We start from the raw sequence: 24,072 nt of genomic DNA, 5'->3' as shown, positions 1-24,072 counted from the left end.
GTCCTTTCCGGGGTCTTCTTACTGGGTTGCTAGATAACGGGTTTTGCATCTTTCTTGTCCCCAAGCCCCGTCTTCTTCGTCTCATTGGGGTTCGTGGAGAACAGGTCGTAGAGGACGTTGCCGGACGGGAACTTGCCGCGAATCGGCACGCGGGCGTTACCTGCGATGAGCAGGCCGTCACCCGGCTCTGCGGACTCGTCGATGCATTCCTCCTCCTGCTCGGACAGGTTCAGAAGTTCCGCCCACTTCATGCGGTCGAGCGGGGACTGCTTGAGAAGCATGAGGAAGTCCGCGTTAAGGACGATATTTCGCGCCGCTTCGTTGGCGAGCATCGCCGTGGCGTTCTGACTGATACCTGTCAGCAAAAGTCCGAACTTTCGACCCTCATTCGAGAAGCGGGAGAAGTAGTTAAGTACCGTCGGGTACGCGAACATACTCTGCATCTCCTCGACGTAGAGCCATGTGCGGACGTTTCGCTTTGCATTGAAGTACATGCGGTTGCGGACGGCTTCGCAGACATTGATGAGGGCGAAGACCAGCATGGAATCCGGCAGGTCTTTCAGGTTGAAGTCCACGATGCGGGTGTTGAAATCGACGTTGCTCTGATGGTTGAAGAAGTTCATGGAACCCTTCACGAATCGCTCGTAACGGAGTGCGATGACCTGTGCCTGCTCCTCCGGCTGCTCGTTCGCGGCATCGTAGAAGTCCTGTAAGGTCGGCGGAAGATTGTCTCCGCGCTCTGCGGCCTTCTGGAAGGCAAGCTCGGTGCAGCGCTGTACGAGCGACTGGTCAACCTCAGAGAAGTTCGACCCGGCTTCGGCAGCGGAAGCGCCCGCCTGAGCTAACATCGCGTCCACCTTGAACGCAATCTGCTCGTTTCTCGTCATGTGTTCCACGGATACCGTATCGAAGGGGTTCAGATGGGTTCCGGTACCCACGCCGAAGTGGTAGGTGCTACCGCCGTAGCGTTCGGCGATAGCGGTGTACTCGCCTGCGCGGTCGATGACGTAAATCTCGTCCGTCGGATTGGAGAAGATGGTGCCCGTCATCTCGGTCTTGGTGAACATACCCTTACCGGAGCCGGTCTTGCCGCAGACGAAGCCCATCGGCGAGGTGAGCTTCTTGCGGTTGCAGACCACGAGGTTGCGGCTGTGCTTGTTCTGGCCGTAGAAGTTGCCGCCCGCATCGTCAAGCTCCTGCGTGGCAAACGGAACGAGGATGGAAACCTGCGCCGTGGTGAACATGCGGGAGATTTCCACGTGGTTATGGCCGAGCGGGAGGATGGAATTAAGTCCCTGACGCTGGCGATAGTCATAGGTGTCAAGCTCGATGGAGTTCTGACGTGCCGTGGAGATGATGCGAAGTACCTGCGTATCCAGCGCTTCCTTGCTCTCCGCGTAAGTGTAGACAAGCCCCGTGAAGACATAGAGACGCTGGTTCTTGTTCTGCAAGTGGTCGAGCACGTCCTCCGTCTCCTCCTTGGAGTATTTCAGCTCCTGCGGGAGGATGGAGAAGTCATAGCCTTTGTTCACTGCCGAGCGCTGTTCCTCGATGATTTCCTTGTCAATCCATGCGGAACGGGTGCGCACGTAATTGATAGCCTTGGATTTATCCATGGGCTGCACGTACCACGTGATAGCCATGGGGATAGGAAGGTCTGCCATGTCGGCAAGTGCGCGGTCGGAAAGTTCCGAGCCGAACTTCTTCATCACGAGTACCTGTGCGTAGACCCCGTTATCGAGTTTTACGCAGTCGTTATAGTGGCCGTCCGGGCGGAAATCAATCTGCGTCGGTGCGATGCAGTCCTTGGTAGTCTGTAAGCGCTTGGCGGAAATATCGCGCTGGTAATCGAACAGGAACGGCTTATAGGGGTTTAAGAGTGAATGGATGACAGAAAGGCGCTGGGTGCCGTTCATAAGGTGTGCCTTGCTGCCGATGGAGTTTAGGATGCGGGAGGATTCGACCTCGATACGGGAGAGCTGACGCGCTGCATCTTCTGCGGTGTCTGCCGTCACGGAATAGGTGAGGTAGCGGTTCCTGCGGATGTTGCTGACCCCCTCCTTCACCTTATCGTTCAGGATGTTGTTGAATACCTGCGCGTCGTTCCTTGCAGCATCGTTTGCCTGACGCTCCGGGTCGAAGAACTTGCGGTGGCCGACCTCTTCCTTGAGGAGCGGCGTGTTGATGACGCTCATCTGCACGAGCGTATCCGCACCGAACTGGTCGTAAAGGCGGGTGATGGCGGAGAACATAGCTTTCTGCTGCTCATCGCGCACCGAGTGGTAACTGGTGTCATCGAAGGCGATGGAAGAGGAAAACATTCCCTCCTCCACCTCACAGATGCCGTCCTGATACATCTTGTTGTAGCCGATGTAGTTCACCACGTCTTTCGCGGAGTCGCGCTTCTTTCTGGCATCGGCCATCTTATCGGACAGCTCCTTGTCCCTGTCCTTTAACTGGGACTTGATGGAGCTGTAGGTCTTTTTCGCTTCCTTCTCGGCCTTCTTGGCTTCCTTTTTCCTGCGCTTCATCTCGCGCTTGGCGTGCTTCTTCTCCTTTCGGGTCAGCTTTCCGGCACCCTGCGTGACGTGTGCGACCTGAGAGATGGCATCCATGTCGATAGCGCCGGTATCGGAGCGCAGGGGCGCGGTGTTCCCGAACCCGTCACCGGATGCGTGGACGAACGCGTCCACGTCAAATGCGGCGTTAAGAGATGACCCGTCCTGCCCTTGGGGAGTAGGATTCGATGCCGCGAAGGTTTCCCTGCTTTCGGTAGTGTTTTCCATAGATAGTTCCTTTCTGCTTGCTGTTTTCCGACTCAGAGAGAAGTCCCGCAAGACGCATGGACGGCTTGTAGAAGATGCGGTCGTTCGTGAAGTTTGCCTTAAGCCAAAGCGGCGCAAACTGCTCGAAGGGCATCCCGCAGGGCTTCACGAAGCCCACGCACCAAAACGGCAACGAGACGGCGTAGATAAAATAGGTGCAATCGCTGACGTTCAGCCCCAAAACGAAGTAGATGTAAAGTCCGGCAAGTACCGAGACAGAAAGCGCACCCGTGATGGATACCAGGGTGCGCATGGTCATCTTGCCTACGATTTTGGGCTGATACTCGGCGATATCCTTGTGTACTGCTACAGAGAGCATGTTAGATATCGCTCCTTTCTAACCCGCGAGGGAACCCCAGTTGATACCGGTCTTGAAGTACACGGCAGCACCCACGACGATGGCACCGCCGATAATCATGGCGAGGGCACCGGAGAGCTGACCGCCGCCGCCCTGCATACCGTCCTTGATGGTAAGACCAAGGTTCACAAGGCCGAAGACGATGAGGATGCCGCCGAGGGCGGTCACACCATCAGAGAGAAGGTTTTTCACGTTTTCCAGCATGGTTGATTCCTTTCTTGTTTACTTGTTTTCTAGTAACCGTACAGATGGGCAAAGGCGATACAGGTAAGTCCCGCGACGATGATTGCTACGGCTTTGCGTATCTCCCCGCCCCCGCCGCGAAGAAGTCCCGCGAGGGTCATCCCAAGATAGATGATTCCCACGACGGTGAATGCGCCCGCAGCGGTTCCTATCGCCGGGGCGGCGAGTTTGACGAGTGTTTCCAAGTTCCTTCCTCCATTCGTCCCCTTTCTGCCTTTTTCGCGTGGCATTTCTCTTAATTATAAGTGACTACCGGTTTAGCAATATGCCCAGAAGCCCCTTCCTTGATTTTTTCCATGCCGCCCATTTCCATGCCGTGAACTCCGCACCCATATCCTCATCGGGGGTGTACGGCTCGCAGCCGTTTTTCAGATACCGCTCGAAATCGAAGGAGTTCTTATGCAAACGCTTCCAGTTGCGCTTATCCACGATATAGCGGTATCGCTTATGGGCGTGGGGGTCATACTTATCATCCATGAGCGGGTTGGTACCGGCGATGAGCAGGATTGCCTTTAGGCGGCTCATCTTGCCGATTTCTGCTGCGTCGATAAGGTCACGACCCTGAATCTGCAAGTTCTTACTGGCGCTTGAGGATTGTCCCGTGGACTCGTTATAAGTCATCTGATGGATGGTCTGCTTGCCAATCATCTCCGCAATCTCCTTGTTGGTGGAGTTAGACTTGCCACCGAGGAAGAGCGTCGAGTCGCAGCAGTCGATGATGGTCTGCGCCTTCTTATCGTACTTGCTTTCCAGCTGGCTCATGGATTGCAGGATGATGGTGATGCCGATGTTACGGGAACGTGTGACCGCGATGGTCTCCTCAATCTGCGGGATGGTGCCGATGTTGGCGAACTCGTCGAAGATGAAATGCACCGGGGTCGGGAGTTTCCCGCCATAATCCGAAAGTGCTTTTCGGCACAGTTGGTCGATGGTCTGCCACATGAGGATGGCGAACAGGAAACTGAGGGTCTTGTCGGTATCGGAGAGGATGCCGAAAATCGCCACCTTCGCATCCGGGTCACCAAGGGTGTCAATCTCCATCTCGTCATAGGTCAAAAGCTCGCGCACGCCATCCGTCGCGATGGGCGCAAGGCGCACGTTGCAGGAAATGAGGATGGATTTTAAGGTCTTGCCTGCGGCCACCTTGAAGTTCTTGTAGTTCATCAGGGCGAAGTCCTCGTCGGCGGAAAGTCCCCCGCAGTCGGCGGGCTTCACGCCGTCGGAGTTGCGCTTGAACTTACTGGGCACCCAAGACCAGCCGTTATCTGCCTGTTTGGTGCCAAAGCTCCTTGAGAGACCGGCATTTCCCGCAGCGTCAGGAGAAGAGCCGTCGTTTTGCTTGTACTTCTTGCCCTCCTCGATTTGGAGGAACATGAGGTCAAGAGCGGACTTGAAGTTCTCATCGTTCTCTCGTGCTTCCGCAAGGGAGAGGAGCGTGAGAAGCGAGGACATGTTGTAGTCCTTTGCCGGGAACCAATCGCGCAACAAGGCGATGAGCGCCGTGTAGAGCATCTTTTCGGCGTTCTCCCAGAACGGGTCACCGCTCGATTTCCCCTCGGGGTTCGTGTTCATAATGAAGCAGTTCACGAAGGAGAGGATATCGGTATCCGTCTTCACGTACTTTAACGGGTTGTAGTGCATGGACTCATCAAGGTTGATGGTATTGAAGCTCTTGAGCTTATAGCCGTTGTCCGTGAACAGGTATCCGGCATCCTTAAGAAGGGTGCCTTTTGGGTCGGTGACAAAGTAGCTGGTGTTGAGCTGGCAGATGTTCGGGGTCACGTAGTTAAGGGTCTTACCGGAGCCAGAGCCGCCGACCACGAGGACGTTTAGGTTGCGGTCATATTCCGGGTCGAACTTGGGACGGTGCAGGGCAAGGCCGAAGTTCTTGGTGAAGAGAAGATTGTTGTCTTCGGTCTGCAAGTCCTTGAACTTCTTTCCTTCCTTCACAGTGCCCCAGCGGGCGGAACCGGATTCTTCGCCGGAACGATAGTTTCCGATGAACGCCACGTAGCGAAGCCAAATCATCCAGATAATGAGAAAGCAAGCCCCGCCAAACAGCAGGGAGTTACTGGTCATATCGAGGGTGAAGGGCGAGACCCTTATGGTCTCCCACATGGTGAGCATGGCATCGCCCAGATGGTCGAAAATCTGCCCCGGATAGGTGACGAGGGTTTCGGCATAACGGTCACCGAGATAGAAGAAGACCGTGGCGATGACGAGGGTGCCGAGCGCCGAGGTGGCAATCTTCTTATTGATTTCCGGGTTCGCGCTATTTGCCATATGCATCCTCCTTTTCCACTTCTTCCAGCACAAGCAGGAGCGTGGTCACAATACTCGTGCGCGTCTCCCGCGTGGCCGCGTGGCGGAATCCTTCATAGCAGGTGAGCGAAAAATCCTCGGACACATCAATACCGTTGGAATCGCGCGGAGTGAGACCGTCGCAACGGGAAAGGGCGGAAGGCTCCCAGAGGGTTGTGATGCCATCTTCCGATTTCACGCGCTTGCACCCGGACTTCATTTCATAGAAAAGGTTGTCGAGGGTGGTATGGGTCTCGTTGTCCTTTGGCAGGGCGGCATCAAGAAGGGAGATGAGGTTCCCGATGGTACGCTGGGAAGGCTCGCACCAGTCCCTTAAATATCCAAGGCAGGCCATCAGAAGGAGTTTTTCCGTCTTCTTAAAGAAGTCCCCATCTGAATCGGAAAGGTTCACGATGGATTCCGCGATGGTCTCGATATCGCTGTCCGACTCCATGGTAAGAAGCGGGGAGCATTTCAGCCTGTCCGGCAATTTGTCTTTGAGTGTCATGGTCTATCTCCTTACAATACGTCTTCGCCGTTAATGGGTATAACGGGCAGGCTCGAACCATGCTCCCGCGTGGTTTCCTGCGCCTTCGTCTCCGTATCCATCTGGTTCTTGGCAGCGGTCATATCGCGTGCTTCCCCCGTGAGGGAATAGGACTCGGAATCATATTGCTGCTCCTTGCGAATATCGGAGGGGCGAATCTCGCTTCCGGTCTGCTCCGCATCCATGACGGCGGTGCGGGAATCGGTATCTGCGCCATCGTGGCTCTCAATGCCGGAGTTCGGGTCGGGCGTGCGCCCGTCGTTATCCATGGAACCGTCGGATGCAACCGGCTCTAGCATCTGTTGTTCGTCACGCATCTGCTCCTGCGCCAGACGCGCATTCTGCATGGCAAGGTCTCCATCCGGGAGGGTGCCAGCGTCCTTCGGGGTATTCTGCTCGAACCAGTTGTGGGTCACATCGAGGTCGTACCGGTTCTTTAACGTCTCCGCAGAGACCGGCCAGTCGCGACCGCGCTCATACGCCGGTACCGAACCGTCCTTATTCAGGCTTGCAGGCTCGTAGGCCATGACCTCGCCCTTGCTGGTTTCGGTCACGCCGAAGCCCTGCGCGTTCATCTTGCGCTCGAAGTCGGAAAAGTCCGTGCAGTCTTCCCTTGCCTTTTGGGCAGCGTTTCGGATGTTCTGGGTATGAATGGCGGTGTCCTCGGCGCGAAGAGTGGCAACCCTATCGCTGCGGGCAGGTGCATCCTTTCCCGGCACGCCATAAGCCTTTTCCGGGGCATCCGTTTTCACCTGCGTCGCGTGAACCTTGTAGGGGGCACTGACAGCAATCACATCGAAATCCTCATGGGTCTCACGACCAACCATCTCGGTAAGCTCCTTGTGGGAGTATCCGGAGAAGCAAATTGAATCGTCGATATTGAGGTTTTCGGTATCCTGCTCGCTAAAGAGCACATCGTAAGTCTTGTCTGGCGCATCCTTGTAACGGATGGTGACCGGAATGACCGTTACGTCTTCCGCCGGAAGGTCGGGATAGCCTGTCAACTCCGTGAGGGAATCCATGGTCTTCTTATTTAGGGGTTCCGCGTGATTCAGCGCGTCGGTGATACGCTGCTCATCGAGACGCGCCATTACGTCCTTAAATTGCGGGGCATACCCTGCGACGGTCTTAGCATCCTCCTTGGCAAAGGCAAGGAATCCGTTTCCCTGTTTGTCCGTGTAGGCGGCGGCATAGGTACCATTCTCGCGGCATACCTGCGCATAGTAGGCGGCTTCCTCGGAAGTACCAAAGGGCACGACCACCTGCTCACGAGAGGATTGCTTCTCAGCCATTGCTTTTGCGGCTTCGGGAGTGTTCCCCTCCTTCTTATAATGGCGCTGCCACCAGTCAAAAGCACGTTCCCTGCCACGTCCGAACCGCAAGTAGTTCTCCGTCTGCCTTGTGACGAAGTTTAGGAGGGCGTTTCCCATGTCATCGCCGAAATCCTGAGCCATGTGGCATCATCCTTTCTTTTCCGATTTCCTGCTTTTTGAAGCGGCAAGAATGCCGTCTCCTTGGGGACAGATTATAACACAGGCTATTTTTCTATCCCTCTGCCCTATACACGAACATGCAGGTAGAAGCTGCCAAATGCACGGATGCCGATGATAGAAAAAGACACCATTTAGCATCAAATGAACCCATTTGCGCCTATTTGCGAACGTTGACCCTTTTCTCGTCCGGTAGAGGGATTCGCCCCTCAACCATCCCGCCCACAAATCTTTCATAAATCCGCAGGCGGATTGACGGAAACATTTGGAACGGAAAAGTTGACCGGCTCCGACTCCCGTGCATTCGCCTTCGCTGCCGCGATGCGCCGGACGCAGGAAAAGCGAGGGGCTTTCCCGTCGGGCACCGCGACCGCTCATTATATGCACGGAGATTGCTGAAATGGGGCGCTGCCCCAAACCCCGGCCACTCCGCGCAAGCCGCAGGATTTTGTCCTTTCGGCGGGGAAAATACAAGTCTTGAATGTTTACCGGCTTTCTTGTAAAATATATATATAGCAAGATGGTTGATACCTTCTTGTGAGTCGAACAGGAGGTGGTTAACACCGATGAATCAGGAAGAAACGATGCTTTTGCATAAGGAGAGATACAAGGAAACGATTAAGAACCTGACCGTGATGAGCGATATTCTCGCGCGGAACGTATTCAAAGATAAGAATGCCTGCGAGTATGTCCTTAGAATTATTCTGGAAGACAAAGAACTGACCGTCATCGACAATGAGACGCAGATGGATTTCAGAAACATGCACGGCAGGGGCGTCGTGTTGGACTGCGTGGCAAAGGATGGAAGCGGACGCGTCTTCAACGTCGAGATACAGCAGGATGATGAGGGAGCGCACCCGAAACGTGCCAGATACCATCTTGGGATGATGGACTCAAATGTGCTGGATACGGGAAAGAACTTCGATAAGCTCCCGGAGACCTACGTGATATTTGTCACCTTGAAGGACGCGCTTGGATGCGGACTCCCGATAGCCCATATCGACCGGATAATCCGCGAGAACGGCAAGGAGTTCGGGGACGAGGAGCACTTCATCTACGTGGATTCCAGCAAGGACGATGGCGGCGAGCTTGGAAGACTGATGCACGACTTCCGTGTGAAGGAAGTGAAGGAGATGCAGGCGGGAGCCTTGGCCGACCGCGTGCACGAACTGAAAGAGACCGAGAAAGGGGTGGAGCATATGTGCAAGGAAATGGAGCAGCTTTGCGATGAAAGAGAACTTGAAACGAAGAAGAATGTGGCTTACTCCCTCGCTGAAAAGAAAATGAGCGTTGAGGATATTGCCGAGGTTATAAAAGTAAATATTGAAACCGTAAAGAGCTGGCTCGCAAGCACAACAGCGGCAAGATAGTTAGCCGCATAAATAGGTTCACGGTTTTATGGCTCTGCGGGTTGTCAGCTCGCAGAGCCTTTTGATATTGACTCCTTAGTGTCTAGTGTTGATTCATTCGAGTATCCAATTCTCCAACGAGAGCGTTGGAATGACTAGACGATTTTACGAACTTTAAGTTGCTAACATTCTGCTAACAGATACCGTTCCACAAGTGGATATGGAGTACCGGTTAGGACAGAAGGAAGCATCTGCTTAATTCGTAGAATGCCCGTAGTTACAGCGTCAAGCGGTCATCTGGTATCAGAGGATACCAAGTGCTACCGAATTGCAGGGAGAACTCCTAAGCGAGGGGTCGGAGGTTCAAATCCTCTTGGCGACGGGCTTCAAAGCGTTCGAAAATGTTAGCTGGATTAGCTGACAACGAACGCTTTTGTTATTTTCAAATCACGTTCGTGACACGAAATTCCATTCAAAATGATCAATTTCCAGCTAACGCAATCCGATTTTTGTTAGCTGACAGCTAATCAAAATTGCCGGTTTGCAAACATGGGTTTTAGGAAGTCCAGCTAACATTTGGGTTCCGCTCCGTTGTCACCCCTTATTCGGGGATGTAAATCAGAGAAAAGGCGGGAAAAGAAACAATCTCTCCCAAACCTGCAAACATAAATTAGCTGAAACAGTATTCAATTCTATTAGCTACAGCTAATGGTCAAACAGCAATGTCTGTTTGGAACTTTACTATCTATAAAAGTTCCAGGCAGGCATTTTTTAGTTCCTGAATCCTGGAGGAAAGGAGTCAAGATGACTGAGCCAAACAGACAATCAGGAGAAAAAGAAGAAAGAATCATAGAAATTGAGATTGAGCGTCTTCGTCCTTTTAAGGAACATCCCTTTCAAGTAAAAGATGATAAGGAAATGTTTCTTCTGCAGGAAAGCATTGAGAAGTATGGCATTTTAAATCCGCTGATCGTCAGACCAGTACCGGATGGCTACTATGAGATCATATCCGGCCACAGAAGAAAACATGCTGCGGAGAAACTGGGATACCGTAAAGTACCGGTGATTATCCGGGTATTAAGTGAAGATGATTCCATTTTAAGTATGGTGGATTCTAATCTTCACAGAGAACGGATCAGCTACAGCGAAAAAGCTTTTGCTTACAAACTGAAGAATGACGTACTAAAAAGAAAAAGTGGTCGAAAAAAGAGCCAAGTTGACCACAAAACACCAAGAAAACGATCGATAGATATTATCAGTGAGGATTGTGGTGATAGCCCAAAACAAGTGCAGCGTTATATATCACTGACAAAGCTTATACCGGAAATGTTGCAGAAACTGGATGATGAGATTATTTCTTTTTGTCCGGCAGTAGAGATTGCTGCATTGAAAGAAAATGAACAAAGAGAACTGCTTAAAGCAATGGATTATGCACAGGCGATTCCGTCACTCTCACAGGCTCAGCGGATAAAGCAGCTGAGTAAAGAAAAACAGTTATCGTTAGAAAAGATGGAAGAAATCATGAGTGAAGTTAAAAAAGGTGAGATCACCAGAGTAGCATTTACCAATGAGCAACTACACAAGTATTTTCCAAATTCTTATACACCGGCAATGATGAAACGGGAAATACTGGCACTGCTAAAATTATGGAAAAAAGAATCATGGGAAAGTTAAAGGAGGAAGAAATCATGTGTAAAGTTATATCCGTAGTAAACCAGAAAGGTGGAGTCGGCAAGACCACCACAACCGTAAATGTAGGTATTGGACTGGCAAGAGAAGGAAAGAAAGTGTTGCTGATCGACGCGGATCCACAGGGAAGTTTAACAGCAAGTCTTGGATATGAAGAACCGGATGATCTTCGAATTACACTGGCAACGATCATGATGGATGTTATCAATGAAGAAGAAATTAATCTAGAAGATGGTATCTTACATCATCAGGAAAATGTAGATCTGCTTCCAGCAAACATTGAACTTTCCGCACTGGAAGTAACGATGGGAAATGTTATGAGCAGAGAAATGATCATGAAAGAATATATCGATGCGATAAGATCCCGATACGATTATATCCTGATCGACTGTATGCCAAGCCTTGGTATGATGACGATCAATGCACTGGTTTCTTCCGATTCCGTGCTGATACCTGTACAGGCCGCATATCTGCCTGTTAAAGGACTTCAACAGCTGATTAAGACCATTCTTACAGTAAAGAAAAGATTGAATCGGAAACTGGCGATTGAGGGCATTCTCCTGACTATGGTAGATTTCAGAACCAATTACGCAAGGGACATTGCATCAAGAGTACATACAACCTATGGAAGCCAGATTGAGGTATTTGAAAATGTGATTCCGATGTCCGTAAAAGCTGCTGAGACCAGTGCAGAGGGAAAAAGTATCTACATGCATTGTCCAAAAGGAAAAGTTGCTGAGGCATATATGAATTTAACACAGGAGGTTTTGAAGAATGAAAAATAGAAGTGGTGAAAAGATTAAGCTGGCAAGTATTGATGAACTGCTCGGAGTAGTAAATGAAGAATCTGCAATGGAGATAGAGATCAGTAAGATCCATCCGTTTAAGAATCATCCGTTCAAGGTGTTGGACGATGAAAAGATGCAGGATCTGGTAGAGAGCGTAAAGATCAATGGAGTGCTGACACCGGTACTTCTCCGTATGGATGAAAACGAAGATTACGAAATGGTATCCGGTCACAGAAGAATGCATGCAGCACAGCTGGCAGGTCTTACAACAATTCCGGCAATCGTAAGGGAATTATCCGATGATGATGCCATTGTGGCTATGGTGGACGCTAACATTCAACGAGAGGAGCTGTTACCGAGTGAGAAAGCTTTTGCGTATAAGATGAAACTTGATGCAATGAAAAGACAGGGAAGTCGGACAGATATAACTTCTGGTCAAATTGACCAGAAGTTGAAACCAGTAATATCAAGAAATATTCTTGCAGATCAAGTAGGCGAAAGCTCTAAACAGATTCAGCGTTATATCCGACTGACAGAGCTTATTCCGGAACTTCTTGATCTGGTAGATAACAAAAAGCTTCAATTCACGGTCGCTGTTGATATCTCCTACATCGATAAGGAAGTACAGGGATGGATTTACGAATATATCTGCGACACAGGATTTATCAAACCAAAACAGATTGCAGCACTTAGAAATCAGCTGAATGATGGACCAATCAATCAGATCCAGATGTTATCGATTTTCAATAATTGTGTAATGGCAAAGAAAGTATCCCGGTCTCTTACTTTCTCAGAAAAGAAACTGACAAAGTATTTTCCGGATGATTATACAGCCAAAGATATGGAACAGGTAATTGAATCATTATTAGAAAAATGGATGCAGGAACAGTCCTGTTAAGGATAGAAAAAGCTAAGAAAACAAAGTCAAAGAAGTTTAAAAAGAGGACTTCTTAGCAGAAAACGAAAGGAGGAAATTATGGAGAAAAAAATGACATTTAATTATTTTTACGGTACCGAAGCTGATCAGTTCAGCTTCTACCGCATACCAAAAGCATTATTTACAGACAGCTATTTTAAAGATTTATCAAGCGATGCTAAAATTTTATATGGACTGATGTTGGATCGAATGTCTCTTTCCATCAAAAATCAGTGGTTTGACGACAAAAACAGAGCATATATCTACTTTTCCATCGAAGATATCATGGAATTACTGAACTGTGGCAGAAATAAAGCCATCAAATCCATGAGAGAGCTGGATGACGAAACAGGAATTGGTCTGATTGAGAAACGCAGGCAGGGATTTGGAAAGGTGAATGTTATCTACGTAAAAACCTTTATGCCTGAGAAAACAGATGAGAAAAAATTTGGAGAGGAATTAGAGAAGTTTAAAAAACAAACTTCTGTGGAAATTGAAGAGCCTGTAGAAGTTTACAATTTAAACTTCATGAAGTCCCAAAATCAAACTTCTAGAAGTCCCGAAAACAAACTTCAAGAAGTTTACATTTCAAACCCTAATAATACTAATCTTAGTGATACTGAAATGAATGATAATAAATCTAATCCTATCATATCTGTGGATGAGAAAAGATTTGATAGCGATAACCGCTCTGAGGATTATCAGGCTTATGAAAACCTTGTCAAAGAGACCATTGATTATGAATCACTGGAAGTAACCCATCATGACGATATGCGACAGGTAGATGAAATCGTGAACCTGATCGTAGAAACTGTGATGTGTAAAAATGACAAGATCTTGATTGCCAGCAACTGGTATCCGGCATCACTGGTGAAGAAAAAATTTCTGATGCTGACCTATTCACATATCGAGTATGTCTTACACTGTATGCGTGGTAACACCACCAAAGTGAAGAACATCAAGAAATATTTATTAGCAGCCCTGTTTAATGCATCGTCTACGATGAACGGGTATTATCAGGCAGAGGTGAACCATGATATGCCAGGACTGGTAAGATAGGAGGTGCACATGTTTATTTTAAAACTTGCTGGGAAAATATTATTACTGCCGGTATGGCTGATCCTTTTTGTGATCGGACTGGCAGTAAAGATGACAGTACAGACTTATGCGGTTGTCAGAGGGATCCTTGGGTTTATATTCACTTTGTTGATTATAGCGACTGCATACTGTTACCATGACTGGGTACAGGTTGCATTTCTGTTTTCGCTGAGTGTAATTCTGTATCTGATCCTTTTTGCAGGAGTCTTCGTAGATACTGTATTGGACATGACAAGAGAATCTATTATTGATTTTATTTTATCTTGAGGAGGATATGAAAATGAGCGAAAAGAATGATTTTATTCAGTTACCACCGATCAAAAAAGACACACCTTCCGAAGTGGTCTCAATGATCTGGCAATATTTGAAATTACCCGAGGAATCCAGAAAGAGGGTGAAAGCAGAGCTGATTAATGTACATGAGAACTGTGGGAAAGAAGATTTTCAGATTCCTAATCTCTATGACATCGTTCCAAAAGAGGAAATCGCAGAATTTGAGGACATCATGCGTAAGATCATAACAGGAATTATTTCTGAGGCCAGTGGTATAGCCACCTGGGTGTATGTGCAGAAATATGTAAAACACAAGACCTTGGATGAGATGCTAGAAGAATGGGCAGGAGCAAGTCAGTTCATCCTTGCTATGGACACTTGGTTTGAAAGATTGATGGCGGATCAATAGAAGCTGTGATAGAATAAAGAAAACGATTTGATGTTCAATTCCACTTATGCTACCGTAATTGAGATGGTAGCTGATATACAAAATAATCAAGAAAATAATATAAAACTTGACACAAGTATCACAAATATAGAAGTAGGAAATTATATAAAAGCATTAGGTTTAAATGGAAATATTATTTATGAAAATAATAATAAAGTTTTTATGCAGAATGTTATGATAAATAAAGTAGAATTAAATATAAGAGTACATGTTTATAATAAAACAAATGCTGATATAACAATTGAACAATTAGTTGCTGGTCTTGACGAAAAGAATAGTAATGAAGTTAAAGTTTTAGATGAGTATACAAAGTGGTTTAAATCGCCGGATGATGTTGGAATGGCTGGAAAATCAAAAGTAGAGGAGTATTTGGGAGATTTAAGGAGTATTATGCAAAACTATGCGAATGAACACCCTGAAATAAAGCTTACAAATCTGGAATCACTTTCGGAAGAACAGTTAAGGGAATTGATAAAGAAAAAAGAAAATTCGTGGTATGTTATTAAGGATTCGATAATGGAGGATTGATTATGAAAAAAATAGTGAAAGTTGGTGTGTTAATATGTTGCTTTATAGCAATAGGCTCTATTTTATATCTGCGATATCTGCAATTTCAAAAGAAGGAAGCGGAAGAAAGAGAATGGGAGATTTGTATAGCTTATAGAAGACAAAATGATGCATTAATTCGCAAGGATGGTCCGCTTCATTTATATGAATATAGTTCATATGAACATATTGATGAAAAGGAGTTGTTTGTTGCGTTACATGTTTATAATATGTCTGACCGTTGTAAAGAAAAGGTCACATTAGAGGATGTAAAAAAGTATTTATCAAGTGAGTTTGATGAGGAAGGGAATTTATATGTCCTAAATAAAAATAATAAAGTGCATGATTACATTGAATGGTATCGTAAAAGAGTTATTACAGATACTGGTATGGACTTTGAAGGCGAACATCAGATAGAACGGTATTGGACACGCCTATCAGAGATTGTGCTCAATTATGTTAGGGAGGGGAATGACTTTCCAAATCAGGATGTCAAGTCATTTTCGTACGAAAAGCTAAAAGAAATAATGAAAAAAGCAGACGATCCATCATATCAAATCAATGATGATATTATGAAAAAACCAATTAATGAGGCAGAATAAAGAAGAAAGTAGGATCATGAAATAGATATGAAAAATTGAATATCTATGGAATTGTATCATCTGTACTTTTGGCAGTTTTATTTAGTGTTGCTATATTTGAAGAAGCTGTAGATGGTTCAATGGAGATGCTAAATTAAGTCCTTTTTTATAGGACTTTCTAAAAAGATATTCAGAAATAACAGCGGTTATTGCTCAAAGTAGAATGTTAGATTATATGAATCAGGAACAAGAAAATCTAAAGAATCATTGTACGATTTCTGCTATTATCTCCTATATTTGTAGAATGAAAGATCTGGGAACAATGATGCATGGAAAATATGTTACTATTTCTTGGGAGGAAGAATGCAAAAAGTATATTGTTAAGTTAACACATACAGATTTTATTAATTATTACAACCCGTTAGGTGTTGTAATTGAAAGTAACCAGAATGCTAAAAGAAATCAAAGATTTGAAATACTATCGTGGAGAAATTCTTATTTTATAGAACACAATTTAGGTAAAAAAACTATTTTAGAGATAGCTGGAGAAAAGAAAACTGATGCAGAAGTACTACAAGAAAAAGTGGCTTCATCTTTACTACTATCTGGGATTGAGAAGGCAATAAATTCGACTTATGCTACTATAATTAAGGTGATAGCAGATATACAGAATAATCAAGAAAATAATATAAAACTTGACACAAGTGTCACAAATATAGAAGTAGGAAATTATATAAAAACATTAGGTTTAAATGGAAATATTATTTATGAAAATAATAATAAAGTTTTTATGCTGAATGTTATGGTAAATAAAGTAGTATTAAATATAAGAGTGCATGTTTATAAATTTAGTAAAGGAGATGGTGACGATGTCAAAAGGAATAAAAGTAAATAATGGGCATGTAAACGAAGTTGCAACTCAAATTGAAACGGCTAAAAGTTATTTTCGTCATGTTCCGTTAGTTCCACAGGATTCTAAGACAACAATTTCAGCGAACAGTAAAAGTAAAGAGGCATACGGATATGCACAGCAAGGAATTGAATTATTAGGGCAGACCTTAGATGGTGATGTTCACAATATAAGAAGTCTGAATCTTAGTTTTTCGCAGTTTGATGAGATGATGGGGAAACTTGCACAACATGGAACTAGATATCCAGTGATTAAAGCCGCCGATGACTAGGGAGGAAAGTTTATGAAAGAAAGTGATTATTTAAACCCGAATGATATAAAAAGCCAATGTGATCAGGCAATCCATAAGCTCGAAAATGATAATGAGACTCTGGATATTGTTTCTAAGAGTGTAACTGCATTTTCTACAGATAATGAAATTAAAAGCGTTTCTTTTGAGAATTTAAAGCAACAGTTGGCCGATTATATAACTGTAATTGATGCAATAAAGTCGGCGAATGCGTATGATATTGCAGAATTTTCAACACTAAAAGATTTGGTAGGAGATGAAGTTCTTGATGGGGCGAATATTCAAAGCCAAATGAAAAAAGCACTTGATAACAAGGAGTTTTATTTGGAAAAAGCAGATGAGTATGAAATGAAAAAAGAGACTTCTAATTCTATCATAGATTTATATTATAGTTGGAAGGTAAATGACTATAAACGATTGGCTGAATCTAGTCAGAAGTTGTATGATGAATGGAAAAGCAAATCAGATAAATATGATGAAATTGAAGGTAGTACAAGTATATTGTTTTCAACGACAAGTAGTCTGCGTGAAGCTATCACAACTGCACTTAATAGTATGAGCGGACGATTTCAAAGTGGAACATACATACCCAGAACAGGTTTCGATTGGAAAAAAATTATGGAGGTGGAATGCTTAAAGCTGGAATCGTGGTTGAAAGCTAAAGAGGAATTAAAATTAAGCGAATCAGAAACTGAGTATTTGAAACAAAAAGGAATTGTTTTAACGACAATGGATATTGCGTGTATAAAACGTACAGAAGGAACAGAATTAGTATTTCTTTCAAAAGATAAAAAAGCGTTGTTTTATAAAGGAGAGATATATCCTATTTATGTTCCAGATAATGAAATATCTTTTCAACCTATTTGGAAGTTGGATGGGAAAAAAGAAATCTCAGCAATGGAGTTTGATGCATTAGAGGGAATTTTAGGATTTAGTTTGGAAGAAATACCTAAAGAAGATATATATACAACATCTGGACATAAGGTATTATCAGGAGAATTATCTTCAACAGATCCAAATGTAAAGGCAGCAGCAGGTTTGAGTGCGTTATTAGGGTTAACGCAATTTACACTTTCTTCATTATCCAAAAGCGAAGTGACAGTTATTTTCCAGTCTTCAGAAGGTGGAAATAGAGGCACTATTTGTGTTGGAAATTCAGAAGATAGAGCAACTTTTCAGAACTGGAATTATAATATTCCAATGGATACATATAGAGACTCAGAACCTGGCATTGGAAAAATATGGGCATCAGATTATGCAGCAGGAATATATAAAATAGCTTCGGGAAAAGATGTTCCAAATCCAGACGGAACTTATACGATAACGGGCACTTTGGATGAAAGACATAAAGATACAAATATTTCGGGTTATTTATCATATTCAACGGATGGAAAATTAATGTATACACCGTTAACCTATTCTGGTGATAAAGCATATATTGAATCTGTTGATGGGTTTATGGAGTTTGGCCGAACACAAATTTTAGATTTTAGTGATAAATTATCTACACCATCTTTTGCGGACGAGGATAGTCAGAAATTATTAGAAGAATTATTGAAAGGGGAAAATGAATGATGGAGAAGAATAAAGATATTTTGATTGTAATAATTGCAACGCTTATTTTCGGAGGTGCTTCTAAGATATTAGTTGGAGTTCCATATATGGCATGGGGATATTTTGATCAATTGTTTATAGCAGCATTTATTTTGTGGACATTTTATAGTGCTGCGCTGTATGTAGCTATTAAAATAGAAAACAGAAAAAATGAAAATTATTTAAAAATTGGATTTGTTGGAGTAATGTTTGGTTTAGCGGTAGCATGTTTAAAAATGGGTGTAGATGCTATTATAGAACAATTTGCAAAGTCTGCAAGTAATTTGATTATTACAGCCTTTATGATGGAAATGGGAATCCTTATTTTAGGGAGTATCATTATCTTTGCTTTATATATTTATGTAGCGAAGAAAGAAATTTTATGGAATAAATCTATGAAAAATTATACTTTGGGATTAGGCGGAATTATAGGTATATATTTTGCTGTAATTGTCTATTATTTATGGCAACTCAAACATTGGATGGAAAAATTTTCTGGTTTGGATGTGGTAAAAGAAATTGGGAAAGAGCAGGGTATATTAAATTTGTCAACAAAGTATGCTAGGGAATCGACTATGATGGGGATGGTTGTGTATGTGGCTTTTTTTATAGTTTTATGGATTGCTTTAAAAAAGAATACAGAAAATAAGGAAGCTTAATAAATTGTTGCAACAAAAATAAAGGAGGTATTATGTGAATGAGGTTAATTGCATGTCTGAGGAAGAACTTCGGGCACATTTGAAGAAGATGGAGAAAAATAAAGAGGAATTAAAGTTTCAAGAACAGAGGATTTGGAAAGAAGAAGAGGAGGAAGATGAACAGATTTACGCTGCACTGGTAGGACTAGAACATATGCGGGAATATGCGGGAGAAAATGAGAAGATAATACTCTTGATTGATGAGCAAAAGAGCATTTTAGATAACATAAGATTGAGAAAATCGTTAAGGAAAGAATCGAAGGTGGTGCAAACGAAAAATCTCAAGGCTGCTTTTTCGTTTACACCAACTCCGATTGTTTCCTTAACAGTTTGTATATATCTTTTAAAAGGTATATGATTAAGAAAAACGGCAGGAGGTATCTGAATGAAAGCACATAAATATTGGTCTATCGGTGCACTGATTACAATGCTTGGAACTTTTTATACAGGTTATAGGGGATCAAAAGAAGGCCATAAGTACTTTGCAGCAAGTTCTTTGCTTTGCATGATTATGGCTATTTATACAGGACACAAGATGATTTCTGGTAAAAGTAGGAAAAAAAAGAAGTTTCAGTAGAGAGTGTTGAAGATTAAAAAACAAAATATTTTAATAAATAACGCCGGTGCGGGATTTTTGATATCCAGTACTGGCGTTATTTATTCTACAGGGGCTTGGGGGTGTAGCCACCAAATATATTATTAATTTTGTTCTTCGGTAAGTTTGTTAAGGATCCACTCCCTATTGATAACAATATCCTCATCATCGCGGAGATCTTTGAAATCAGTGCAGTGTGAAGAAGCAAATTCATACATATTGTCAATGTCAACTGCACCAGTGATCTCACCCTTATTAATGATTACAAGAATATTTGTTCCGTCGTCGTCGACAGCAAAGCGCAGTTCATCAAATTCTTTATCAGGATTATTCTCGTGAAGAGAATCTGTCACAAGTAATTTAACAAGTTCCATTATCCTGTCATCTTTACCTGCATCAAAAATCTGTATCTTTTCAACGAGCTGATTTGGTGACGTTACGATTCGGGATAAATATTTTTCAGTACGAAAATCAAACAAAGCATTTTCACCATAAAACATTTCATATGTCTTTTCTACTTCTGATTCAGAAACCAGATAAATCATGATAAGATCTTCCATCTGGTGATAGAGTGTAGGATAGTTTAAACGAAAGGTCTCTCCACAGCTCGGGCAAGTATAAAGGAAAATAGATTTATTAAGTACCTTCTCTTTCATTTCAGGATCCAGTGCAGTATTAATACTGTCCCAGAGCTCAAAATCCCCCTCATGATGGCAGGAAGGACAAGTTACTTTTTCAATATGATGTCTTGACATAAATGTTCCTCCTTTCAGTGAGATAAATCTATAGTTTTCTTATTGTAGAATGCGCTTATCCTTTATTATTTTGCCAGGAAATTACTCTGAATCTCCATCGGCATATGATAAGCCTGGCCTCGTTTTGTCAGGCTGTATAGTTTAAAGCTCATGAGTTCCGGAGTTGCATTCAGAGAACTGCAGAGTCCGAAATAATCCAGGTCTTCGTTCTGAACCATATCTTCGATCTCCTCATCATCAATCAGAAGATCGGCAGCAAACAGATTGGCCTGGTATTCTGTATTATCCGTCATATTGTAGAGTGTATCATCTTGCATCGGAGCCATTTTCAGCTGGGAACGATGCAGGATGATATGCCCTAATTCATGGGCGGCAACGATCATCTTTTCTTCTTCTGAAAGGAAACTGCTGATCATGACATAGATCGTCTTGCAGCTCATAAAACAATATCCTTTCAGTGTCTTATATCTGGAAGTTTCCCCGACAACAATGTTCATCTGATCCATGATCTCAAAGGGATCCCTGGTGCCATATTTCTTGATTAATTTCTTTGTTTCTGTATATATGTAAGTGTTTCTCAAATAAATCACCTCAAAAGTAAAAAATAAAAAGGGCAGAAATATCCTTGTAACTATAAGGTAACAGATTAGGTGTACAATAATCCCGCCTTCTATTATTTTTCCTCTTGGTTTTTCAGATATTTTTTCGGTGTAAATTTCTTTGCACGTCTTTTGGAATCCAGATAAAGGCTCTGGATCTCATCCATAAAAGCTATTTTATCTTCGTCTGTCAGTGATCCACCAGCAAACATAGCTGCAGCCTGTTCCAGGATCTGCTGAGCCTGTTTGGCACCACGGTTACCAAACTGTTCGGATGCTTCTGTGATAAAAGCTTCATCCTCACTCATGAGATAAGAAACGTCACACTGTAATGCATCTGCCAGTTTCTGATACAGAACATTTTGTTTTGGAAAACGTCCTTCTACTTCCCAGGATCGAATGGTCCTATATGAAACATCAACCATACTGGCCAGTTCCTGCTGACTCATCTTTTTTTCTTTTCTTAATGATCTTACTTTTTCACCGAATGTCATAAACATACCTCTTTCTAAGCCTTGTCTTATAAGTTTCATTAGCCGCCTCAAGGCAAAACGGGAAATGTGTCTCCTGAAAATTAAAAATTAATCTTGACAAAGGGAAATATCTCTCCTATAATGTGAATCACAGATAAGGGAAACATCTTTCCTATAAGATACACAATATTTCCTCTTTTGTCAATGGATATGTGAAATGAATTTCCTGTAATTCAATGAAAACAGGAAGGATAGACAATCATTGATAGTCAAAATGGGATACATGTTACAAAAAGAGGAAAGACGTATGGGAGGTGGCAATGTGAGTCAGGATCAGACTTCTATTATCTGTATTGATCTGAAGTCCTTTTATGCTTCTGTAGAATGCGTAGAACGTGGGCTGAATCCATTTAAAACAAACCTGGTGGTTGCAGATCCGACCAGATCAAAGTCAACAATCTGCCTGGCAATCACTCCGGCTATGAAGTCTCTTGGCATCAAGAACCGGTGCCGGATCCATGAGATACCGGATTGTGTAAAGTACATCACAGCCATGCCAAGGATGCAGCTGTATATGGATTATTCCGCAAAGATCTATGGAATCTATCTGCGGTACGTCTCAAAAGAAGATATCCATGTGTACAGTGTCGATGAGTGTTTTATTGATGTGACAAACTATCTGCAGCTTTATCATCTCACTGCAAAAGAAATGGCGGTAAAGCTTATGCAGGCAGTCATGGAGGAAACTGGCATCACTGCAACTGCAGGTGTGGGAACCAATCTGTATCTTGCTAAGATCGCAATGGATATCGTAGCAAAGCATGTGGATGACCATATCGGAATCCTGGATGAATTCTCTTACAGAGAGAAGCTATGGGATCATAAACCATTAAGTGACTTCTGGAGGATTGGATCCCGGACTGAAAAAAAACTGGCCGGTTATGGAATCCATACGATGGGCGATATCGCAATGGCTTCTTTAAGATCCGAAGACTGGCTGTATAAGATGTTTGGGATTGATGCAGAGCTGTTGATCGATCATGCATGGGGCTATGAAACATGCCGGATGAGTGACATCAAGAACTATCATTCGGAGGAACACAGCCTTTCAAATGGTCAGGTGCTGATGCGAAATTATTCTTTTGATGAAGCACTCGTGATCGTAAGGGAAATGACAGACAACTTGGTCCTGGATTTGTTTGAAAAGGGACTGGTGACAAGTTCTATCACCTTATGGATTGCATACGACCACAGGTATGAGCATGAGGCATCTAAAGGAACCATAAAACTCGAAAAAGGAAGTAACAGTTCCAAAAAGATCATGGATGCAGTGGAAGATTTATATCTCAGGATTGCGGATAGATATACCGGAATCCGAAGAATCGAGGTGTGTGCGAACAGGGTTGCTCCTGAAAGTTATGTGCAGTACAGCCTGTTTGATGATCCCAAACAGACCGATAAAGAACGGCATTTACAGGAAGCAGTATTGAATGTAAAGCAGCGTTATGGAAAGAATGCGATCATGCGTGGATCCAATCTGCTGGAGTGTTCCACCTATAGAGAACGCAATGAACAGGTTGGAGGACACCGTGCTTAGAGGAGGTGCGAATAGTGCTGGCAAGTGCATATCAACCGTATTTATATTTACCAAGACCGGTTTCCAGGAGACATCCCATGGACGTAGGACGCAGGGCAAAACAGTTTGCTCCATTTGCGGCACTTCGTGGACTGGATGAAACGATCCGGCAACAGGAAATCATTTACGAACCAAAAAGAGATTTATCTGAGGAAAAGAAAAATGAGCTGGATATGAAATTAAGGATCCTGGCATATGGAATGAAGATACAGGCAACTTATTTTCAAAAGTCATGGAAGGATCCATTAATTGGTCAGTACCATACATTATCTGGAACCGTAGAATTTTTTGATCCATCAGTCCACTTACGGATTGATGATACCGAGATTCAGATCCAGGACATCTGTGATCTGACTGGTGATGTATTTGAAACTATTGAAATATCATGTTAATGAATCACAGCGGAATTTTTTATACCGGAAAGAGTGAGTGGTAGCTGGTGAAAGGATAAAAAAGGATGCACAGATCGACAAAGCAGATCTGATCAGAATAGAAATCGTGCTGTTCGTGTAGCTTTGGCACTTACGGAATGGATGGCATGATGCTCATAAGGCGGATTTGATTTCCCTTTGGTCCGTTGAGTAATAAATGGAGAAATATCTTATTGCTTAAAGGAGGAAGCCTATATGGGATCAGGTGCTATTAAATGGCATGTACACTGCTCTGTATGTGGAGCATTTATTGAAAAGAGCGCACAAAGCGATTCAGAAGTGGAGTGCAAAAAATGTCGCAGTACATTGGAGATATTTGTAAAGGATGATATGGTGTCGGTTCGTCCGATCCACATCCGAGATGAACAATTAAAGTCCAGGATGCGGACGTATTCCCGAAAGATGATGAATCAGGGATCATAACAGAATAGAATGAGCTGTCTGTAGTAAGCGTTGGATTTGGCAGGAACCATCAAGAACGCACCAGACAGCAAGAGTTTGTCAAGGAGCTGAACCTGACTGGAATCACTAAGAGCCCGGCAAAACATTTACGGATACACTGCAAGATCAGAAGTATTTTCTGGTTTTGGAGATTGTTGAAGTATTTGTTTTGTCGGGCTTTTTTGACGTATTTCGAAAAA

28 protein-coding genes are annotated in these 24,072 nt (G+C 43.9%); 18 read left to right on the top strand and 10 right to left on the bottom strand.

What is annotated here, in order from left to right; genetic code table 11:
- Positions 1–29 precede the first annotated feature (29 nt).
- From DWZ93_RS11630 to DWZ93_RS11600, 7 genes are all read right to left on the bottom strand, one after another.
- Positions 30–2,786 (bottom strand): VirB4-like conjugal transfer ATPase, CD1110 family, encoded by a 2,757-nt coding sequence (locus DWZ93_RS11630; protein WP_147344057.1) that lies wholly within the window; start codon positions 2,784–2,786, stop codon positions 30–32.
- Positions 2,707–3,144 carry a PrgI family protein gene (locus DWZ93_RS11625; RefSeq protein WP_082430262.1) on the bottom strand — a complete coding sequence of 146 codons (438 nt, stop codon included), beginning with the start codon at positions 3,142–3,144 and terminating at the stop codon, positions 2,707–2,709. The genes DWZ93_RS11630 and DWZ93_RS11625 overlap by 80 nt, the downstream gene beginning before the upstream one ends.
- A gap of 18 nt (positions 3,145–3,162) precedes the next feature.
- Positions 3,163–3,387 (bottom strand): hypothetical protein, encoded by a 225-nt coding sequence (locus DWZ93_RS11620; RefSeq protein ID WP_082421059.1) that lies wholly within the window; start codon positions 3,385–3,387, stop codon positions 3,163–3,165.
- A gap of 29 nt (positions 3,388–3,416) precedes the next feature.
- Positions 3,417–3,611 carry a hypothetical protein gene (locus DWZ93_RS11615; protein WP_117527907.1) on the bottom strand — a complete coding sequence of 65 codons (195 nt, stop codon included), beginning with the start codon at positions 3,609–3,611 and terminating at the stop codon, positions 3,417–3,419.
- 64 nt (positions 3,612–3,675) lie between these two features.
- Entirely contained in the window at positions 3,676–5,709 is a 2,034-nt protein-coding gene (locus DWZ93_RS11610; protein ID WP_158574313.1) for a VirD4-like conjugal transfer protein, CD1115 family, read from the bottom strand.
- Positions 5,699–6,235 carry a hypothetical protein gene (locus DWZ93_RS11605; protein WP_055168121.1) on the bottom strand — a complete coding sequence of 179 codons (537 nt, stop codon included), beginning with the start codon at positions 6,233–6,235 and terminating at the stop codon, positions 5,699–5,701. The genes DWZ93_RS11610 and DWZ93_RS11605 overlap by 11 nt, the downstream gene beginning before the upstream one ends.
- Before the next feature lie 11 nt (positions 6,236–6,246).
- Complete coding sequence (locus DWZ93_RS11600) at positions 6,247–7,728, bottom strand: hypothetical protein (protein WP_118453022.1); 1,482 nt, start codon at positions 7,726–7,728, stop codon at positions 6,247–6,249.
- 602 nt (positions 7,729–8,330) lie between these two features.
- Between DWZ93_RS11600 and DWZ93_RS11595 the strand changes: the two genes are divergently transcribed.
- From DWZ93_RS11595 to DWZ93_RS11520, 15 genes are all read left to right on the top strand, one after another.
- Positions 8,331–9,134 carry a PD-(D/E)XK nuclease family transposase gene (locus DWZ93_RS11595; RefSeq protein WP_242991770.1) on the top strand — a complete coding sequence of 268 codons (804 nt, stop codon included), beginning with the start codon at positions 8,331–8,333 and terminating at the stop codon, positions 9,132–9,134.
- Positions 9,135–9,821: 687 nt separating this feature from the next.
- The gene (locus tag DWZ93_RS11585; RefSeq protein WP_092072350.1) at positions 9,822–10,787 is read left to right on the top strand and encodes a ParB/RepB/Spo0J family partition protein; all 966 of its coding nucleotides are present in this window, start codon (positions 9,822–9,824) and stop codon (positions 10,785–10,787) included.
- A 14-nt stretch (positions 10,788–10,801) separates the two neighbouring features.
- Complete coding sequence (locus DWZ93_RS11580) at positions 10,802–11,587, top strand: ParA family protein (protein WP_015535366.1); 786 nt, start codon at positions 10,802–10,804, stop codon at positions 11,585–11,587.
- Positions 11,577–12,488: a ParB/RepB/Spo0J family partition protein gene (locus tag DWZ93_RS11575; RefSeq protein ID WP_117649599.1), complete on the top strand. Its 912-nt coding sequence runs from the start codon at positions 11,577–11,579 to the stop codon at positions 12,486–12,488. The genes DWZ93_RS11580 and DWZ93_RS11575 overlap by 11 nt, the downstream gene beginning before the upstream one ends.
- Positions 12,489–12,566: 78 nt before the next feature.
- Positions 12,567–13,565, top strand: coding sequence for a DUF6017 domain-containing protein (locus DWZ93_RS11570; protein ID WP_118453021.1), 999 nt, complete (start codon positions 12,567–12,569; stop codon positions 13,563–13,565).
- 9 nt (positions 13,566–13,574) lie between these two features.
- Entirely contained in the window at positions 13,575–13,871 is a 297-nt protein-coding gene (locus DWZ93_RS11565; RefSeq protein WP_015514766.1) for a hypothetical protein, read from the top strand.
- A 13-nt stretch (positions 13,872–13,884) separates the two neighbouring features.
- The gene (locus DWZ93_RS11560) at positions 13,885–14,286 is read left to right on the top strand and encodes a hypothetical protein (RefSeq protein ID WP_181977218.1); all 402 of its coding nucleotides are present in this window, start codon (positions 13,885–13,887) and stop codon (positions 14,284–14,286) included.
- A 30-nt stretch (positions 14,287–14,316) separates the two neighbouring features.
- On the top strand, positions 14,317–14,853 hold the full coding sequence (locus tag DWZ93_RS11555; RefSeq protein WP_117739580.1) for a hypothetical protein: 537 nt from the start codon (positions 14,317–14,319) through the stop codon (positions 14,851–14,853).
- A gap of 2 nt (positions 14,854–14,855) precedes the next feature.
- Positions 14,856–15,473: a hypothetical protein gene (locus DWZ93_RS11550; protein WP_004614753.1), complete on the top strand. Its 618-nt coding sequence runs from the start codon at positions 14,856–14,858 to the stop codon at positions 15,471–15,473.
- 214 nt (positions 15,474–15,687) lie between these two features.
- On the top strand, positions 15,688–16,347 hold the full coding sequence (locus DWZ93_RS11545; RefSeq protein WP_044988162.1) for a hypothetical protein: 660 nt from the start codon (positions 15,688–15,690) through the stop codon (positions 16,345–16,347).
- Positions 16,322–16,633, top strand: coding sequence for a TIGR04197 family type VII secretion effector (locus DWZ93_RS11540; RefSeq protein WP_158551238.1), 312 nt, complete (start codon positions 16,322–16,324; stop codon positions 16,631–16,633). The genes DWZ93_RS11545 and DWZ93_RS11540 overlap by 26 nt, the downstream gene beginning before the upstream one ends.
- A 12-nt stretch (positions 16,634–16,645) precedes the next feature.
- Complete coding sequence (locus tag DWZ93_RS11535; protein WP_004614750.1) at positions 16,646–18,226, top strand: hypothetical protein; 1,581 nt, start codon at positions 16,646–16,648, stop codon at positions 18,224–18,226.
- Positions 18,223–18,903, top strand: a complete 681-nt coding sequence (locus DWZ93_RS11530) for a hypothetical protein (RefSeq protein WP_004614749.1) — start codon at positions 18,223–18,225, stop codon at positions 18,901–18,903. The genes DWZ93_RS11535 and DWZ93_RS11530 overlap by 4 nt, the downstream gene beginning before the upstream one ends.
- Before the next feature lie 34 nt (positions 18,904–18,937).
- The gene (locus DWZ93_RS11525) at positions 18,938–19,300 is read left to right on the top strand and encodes a hypothetical protein (RefSeq protein ID WP_117739579.1); all 363 of its coding nucleotides are present in this window, start codon (positions 18,938–18,940) and stop codon (positions 19,298–19,300) included.
- A 27-nt stretch (positions 19,301–19,327) separates the two neighbouring features.
- Positions 19,328–19,519, top strand: a complete 192-nt coding sequence (locus tag DWZ93_RS11520) for a DUF6219 family protein (protein ID WP_117739578.1) — start codon at positions 19,328–19,330, stop codon at positions 19,517–19,519.
- A 122-nt stretch (positions 19,520–19,641) separates the two neighbouring features.
- Here DWZ93_RS11520 and DWZ93_RS11515 read toward each other — a convergent pair whose 3' ends face one another.
- The 3 genes from DWZ93_RS11515 to DWZ93_RS11505 form a co-directional block, all read right to left on the bottom strand.
- Positions 19,642–20,292 carry a CpXC domain-containing protein gene (locus tag DWZ93_RS11515; protein ID WP_117739577.1) on the bottom strand — a complete coding sequence of 217 codons (651 nt, stop codon included), beginning with the start codon at positions 20,290–20,292 and terminating at the stop codon, positions 19,642–19,644.
- A gap of 65 nt (positions 20,293–20,357) precedes the next feature.
- On the bottom strand, positions 20,358–20,882 hold the full coding sequence (locus DWZ93_RS11510; protein ID WP_005334847.1) for an ImmA/IrrE family metallo-endopeptidase: 525 nt from the start codon (positions 20,880–20,882) through the stop codon (positions 20,358–20,360).
- A gap of 83 nt (positions 20,883–20,965) precedes the next feature.
- Complete coding sequence (locus DWZ93_RS11505; RefSeq protein ID WP_118358480.1) at positions 20,966–21,424, bottom strand: helix-turn-helix domain-containing protein; 459 nt, start codon at positions 21,422–21,424, stop codon at positions 20,966–20,968.
- 247 nt (positions 21,425–21,671) lie between these two features.
- On the opposite strand from DWZ93_RS11505, the gene DWZ93_RS11500 reads away from it, so the two are divergent.
- The 3 genes from DWZ93_RS11500 to DWZ93_RS11490 all read left to right on the top strand — a co-directional run bounded on the left by DWZ93_RS11500 (position 21,672) and on the right by DWZ93_RS11490 (position 23,854).
- Positions 21,672–22,961, top strand: a complete 1,290-nt coding sequence (locus DWZ93_RS11500) for a Y-family DNA polymerase (RefSeq protein WP_442873183.1) — start codon at positions 21,672–21,674, stop codon at positions 22,959–22,961.
- Between the two features lie 77 nt (positions 22,962–23,038).
- Complete coding sequence (locus DWZ93_RS11495; protein WP_096240143.1) at positions 23,039–23,392, top strand: hypothetical protein; 354 nt, start codon at positions 23,039–23,041, stop codon at positions 23,390–23,392.
- Between the two features lie 234 nt (positions 23,393–23,626).
- A complete protein-coding gene (locus DWZ93_RS11490) occupies positions 23,627–23,854 on the top strand; it encodes a hypothetical protein (protein ID WP_005334838.1) in 228 nt (75 codons plus the stop codon).
- Positions 23,855–24,072 lie beyond the last annotated feature (218 nt).

The sequence above is a fragment of the Dorea sp. AF36-15AT genome (assembly GCF_003477705.1).
GTDB classification, from domain to species: domain Bacteria; phylum Bacillota; class Clostridia; order Lachnospirales; family Lachnospiraceae; genus Claveliimonas; species Claveliimonas ammoniilytica.
The sequence above is the reverse complement of the archived record's forward strand: the minus strand, read 5'-3'. Positions and strand labels throughout refer to the sequence as shown.

Coding starts and splice junctions, on each gene's coding strand:
- DWZ93_RS11630 (WP_147344057.1), bottom strand. CDS start 2,786: ATGGAAAACACTACCGAAAGCAGGGAAACCTTCGCGGCATCGAATCCT.
- DWZ93_RS11625 (WP_082430262.1), bottom strand. CDS start 3,144: ATGCTCTCTGTAGCAGTACACAAGGATATCGCCGAGTATCAGCCCAAA.
- DWZ93_RS11620 (WP_082421059.1), bottom strand. CDS start 3,387: ATGCTGGAAAACGTGAAAAACCTTCTCTCTGATGGTGTGACCGCCCTC.
- DWZ93_RS11610 (WP_158574313.1), bottom strand. CDS start 5,709: ATGGCAAATAGCGCGAACCCGGAAATCAATAAGAAGATTGCCACCTCG.
- DWZ93_RS11605 (WP_055168121.1), bottom strand. CDS start 6,235: ATGACACTCAAAGACAAATTGCCGGACAGGCTGAAATGCTCCCCGCTT.
- DWZ93_RS11600 (WP_118453022.1), bottom strand. CDS start 7,728: ATGGCTCAGGATTTCGGCGATGACATGGGAAACGCCCTCCTAAACTTC.
- DWZ93_RS11595 (WP_242991770.1), top strand. CDS start 8,331: ATGAATCAGGAAGAAACGATGCTTTTGCATAAGGAGAGATACAAGGAA.
- DWZ93_RS11585 (WP_092072350.1), top strand. CDS start 9,822: ATGGTCAAACAGCAATGTCTGTTTGGAACTTTACTATCTATAAAAGTT.
- DWZ93_RS11580 (WP_015535366.1), top strand. CDS start 10,802: ATGTGTAAAGTTATATCCGTAGTAAACCAGAAAGGTGGAGTCGGCAAG.
- DWZ93_RS11575 (WP_117649599.1), top strand. CDS start 11,577: ATGAAAAATAGAAGTGGTGAAAAGATTAAGCTGGCAAGTATTGATGAA.
- DWZ93_RS11570 (WP_118453021.1), top strand. CDS start 12,567: ATGGAGAAAAAAATGACATTTAATTATTTTTACGGTACCGAAGCTGAT.
- DWZ93_RS11565 (WP_015514766.1), top strand. CDS start 13,575: ATGTTTATTTTAAAACTTGCTGGGAAAATATTATTACTGCCGGTATGG.
- DWZ93_RS11560 (WP_181977218.1), top strand. CDS start 13,885: ATGAGCGAAAAGAATGATTTTATTCAGTTACCACCGATCAAAAAAGAC.
- DWZ93_RS11555 (WP_117739580.1), top strand. CDS start 14,317: ATGTTCAATTCCACTTATGCTACCGTAATTGAGATGGTAGCTGATATA.
- DWZ93_RS11550 (WP_004614753.1), top strand. CDS start 14,856: ATGAAAAAAATAGTGAAAGTTGGTGTGTTAATATGTTGCTTTATAGCA.
- DWZ93_RS11545 (WP_044988162.1), top strand. CDS start 15,688: ATGAATCAGGAACAAGAAAATCTAAAGAATCATTGTACGATTTCTGCT.
- DWZ93_RS11540 (WP_158551238.1), top strand. CDS start 16,322: ATGTCAAAAGGAATAAAAGTAAATAATGGGCATGTAAACGAAGTTGCA.
- DWZ93_RS11535 (WP_004614750.1), top strand. CDS start 16,646: ATGAAAGAAAGTGATTATTTAAACCCGAATGATATAAAAAGCCAATGT.
- DWZ93_RS11530 (WP_004614749.1), top strand. CDS start 18,223: ATGATGGAGAAGAATAAAGATATTTTGATTGTAATAATTGCAACGCTT.
- DWZ93_RS11520 (WP_117739578.1), top strand. CDS start 19,328: ATGAAAGCACATAAATATTGGTCTATCGGTGCACTGATTACAATGCTT.
- DWZ93_RS11515 (WP_117739577.1), bottom strand. CDS start 20,292: ATGTCAAGACATCATATTGAAAAAGTAACTTGTCCTTCCTGCCATCAT.
- DWZ93_RS11505 (WP_118358480.1), bottom strand. CDS start 21,424: ATGAAACTTATAAGACAAGGCTTAGAAAGAGGTATGTTTATGACATTC.
- DWZ93_RS11500 (WP_442873183.1), top strand. CDS start 21,672: ATGGGAGGTGGCAATGTGAGTCAGGATCAGACTTCTATTATCTGTATT.
- DWZ93_RS11495 (WP_096240143.1), top strand. CDS start 23,039: ATGGACGTAGGACGCAGGGCAAAACAGTTTGCTCCATTTGCGGCACTT.
- DWZ93_RS11490 (WP_005334838.1), top strand. CDS start 23,627: ATGGGATCAGGTGCTATTAAATGGCATGTACACTGCTCTGTATGTGGA.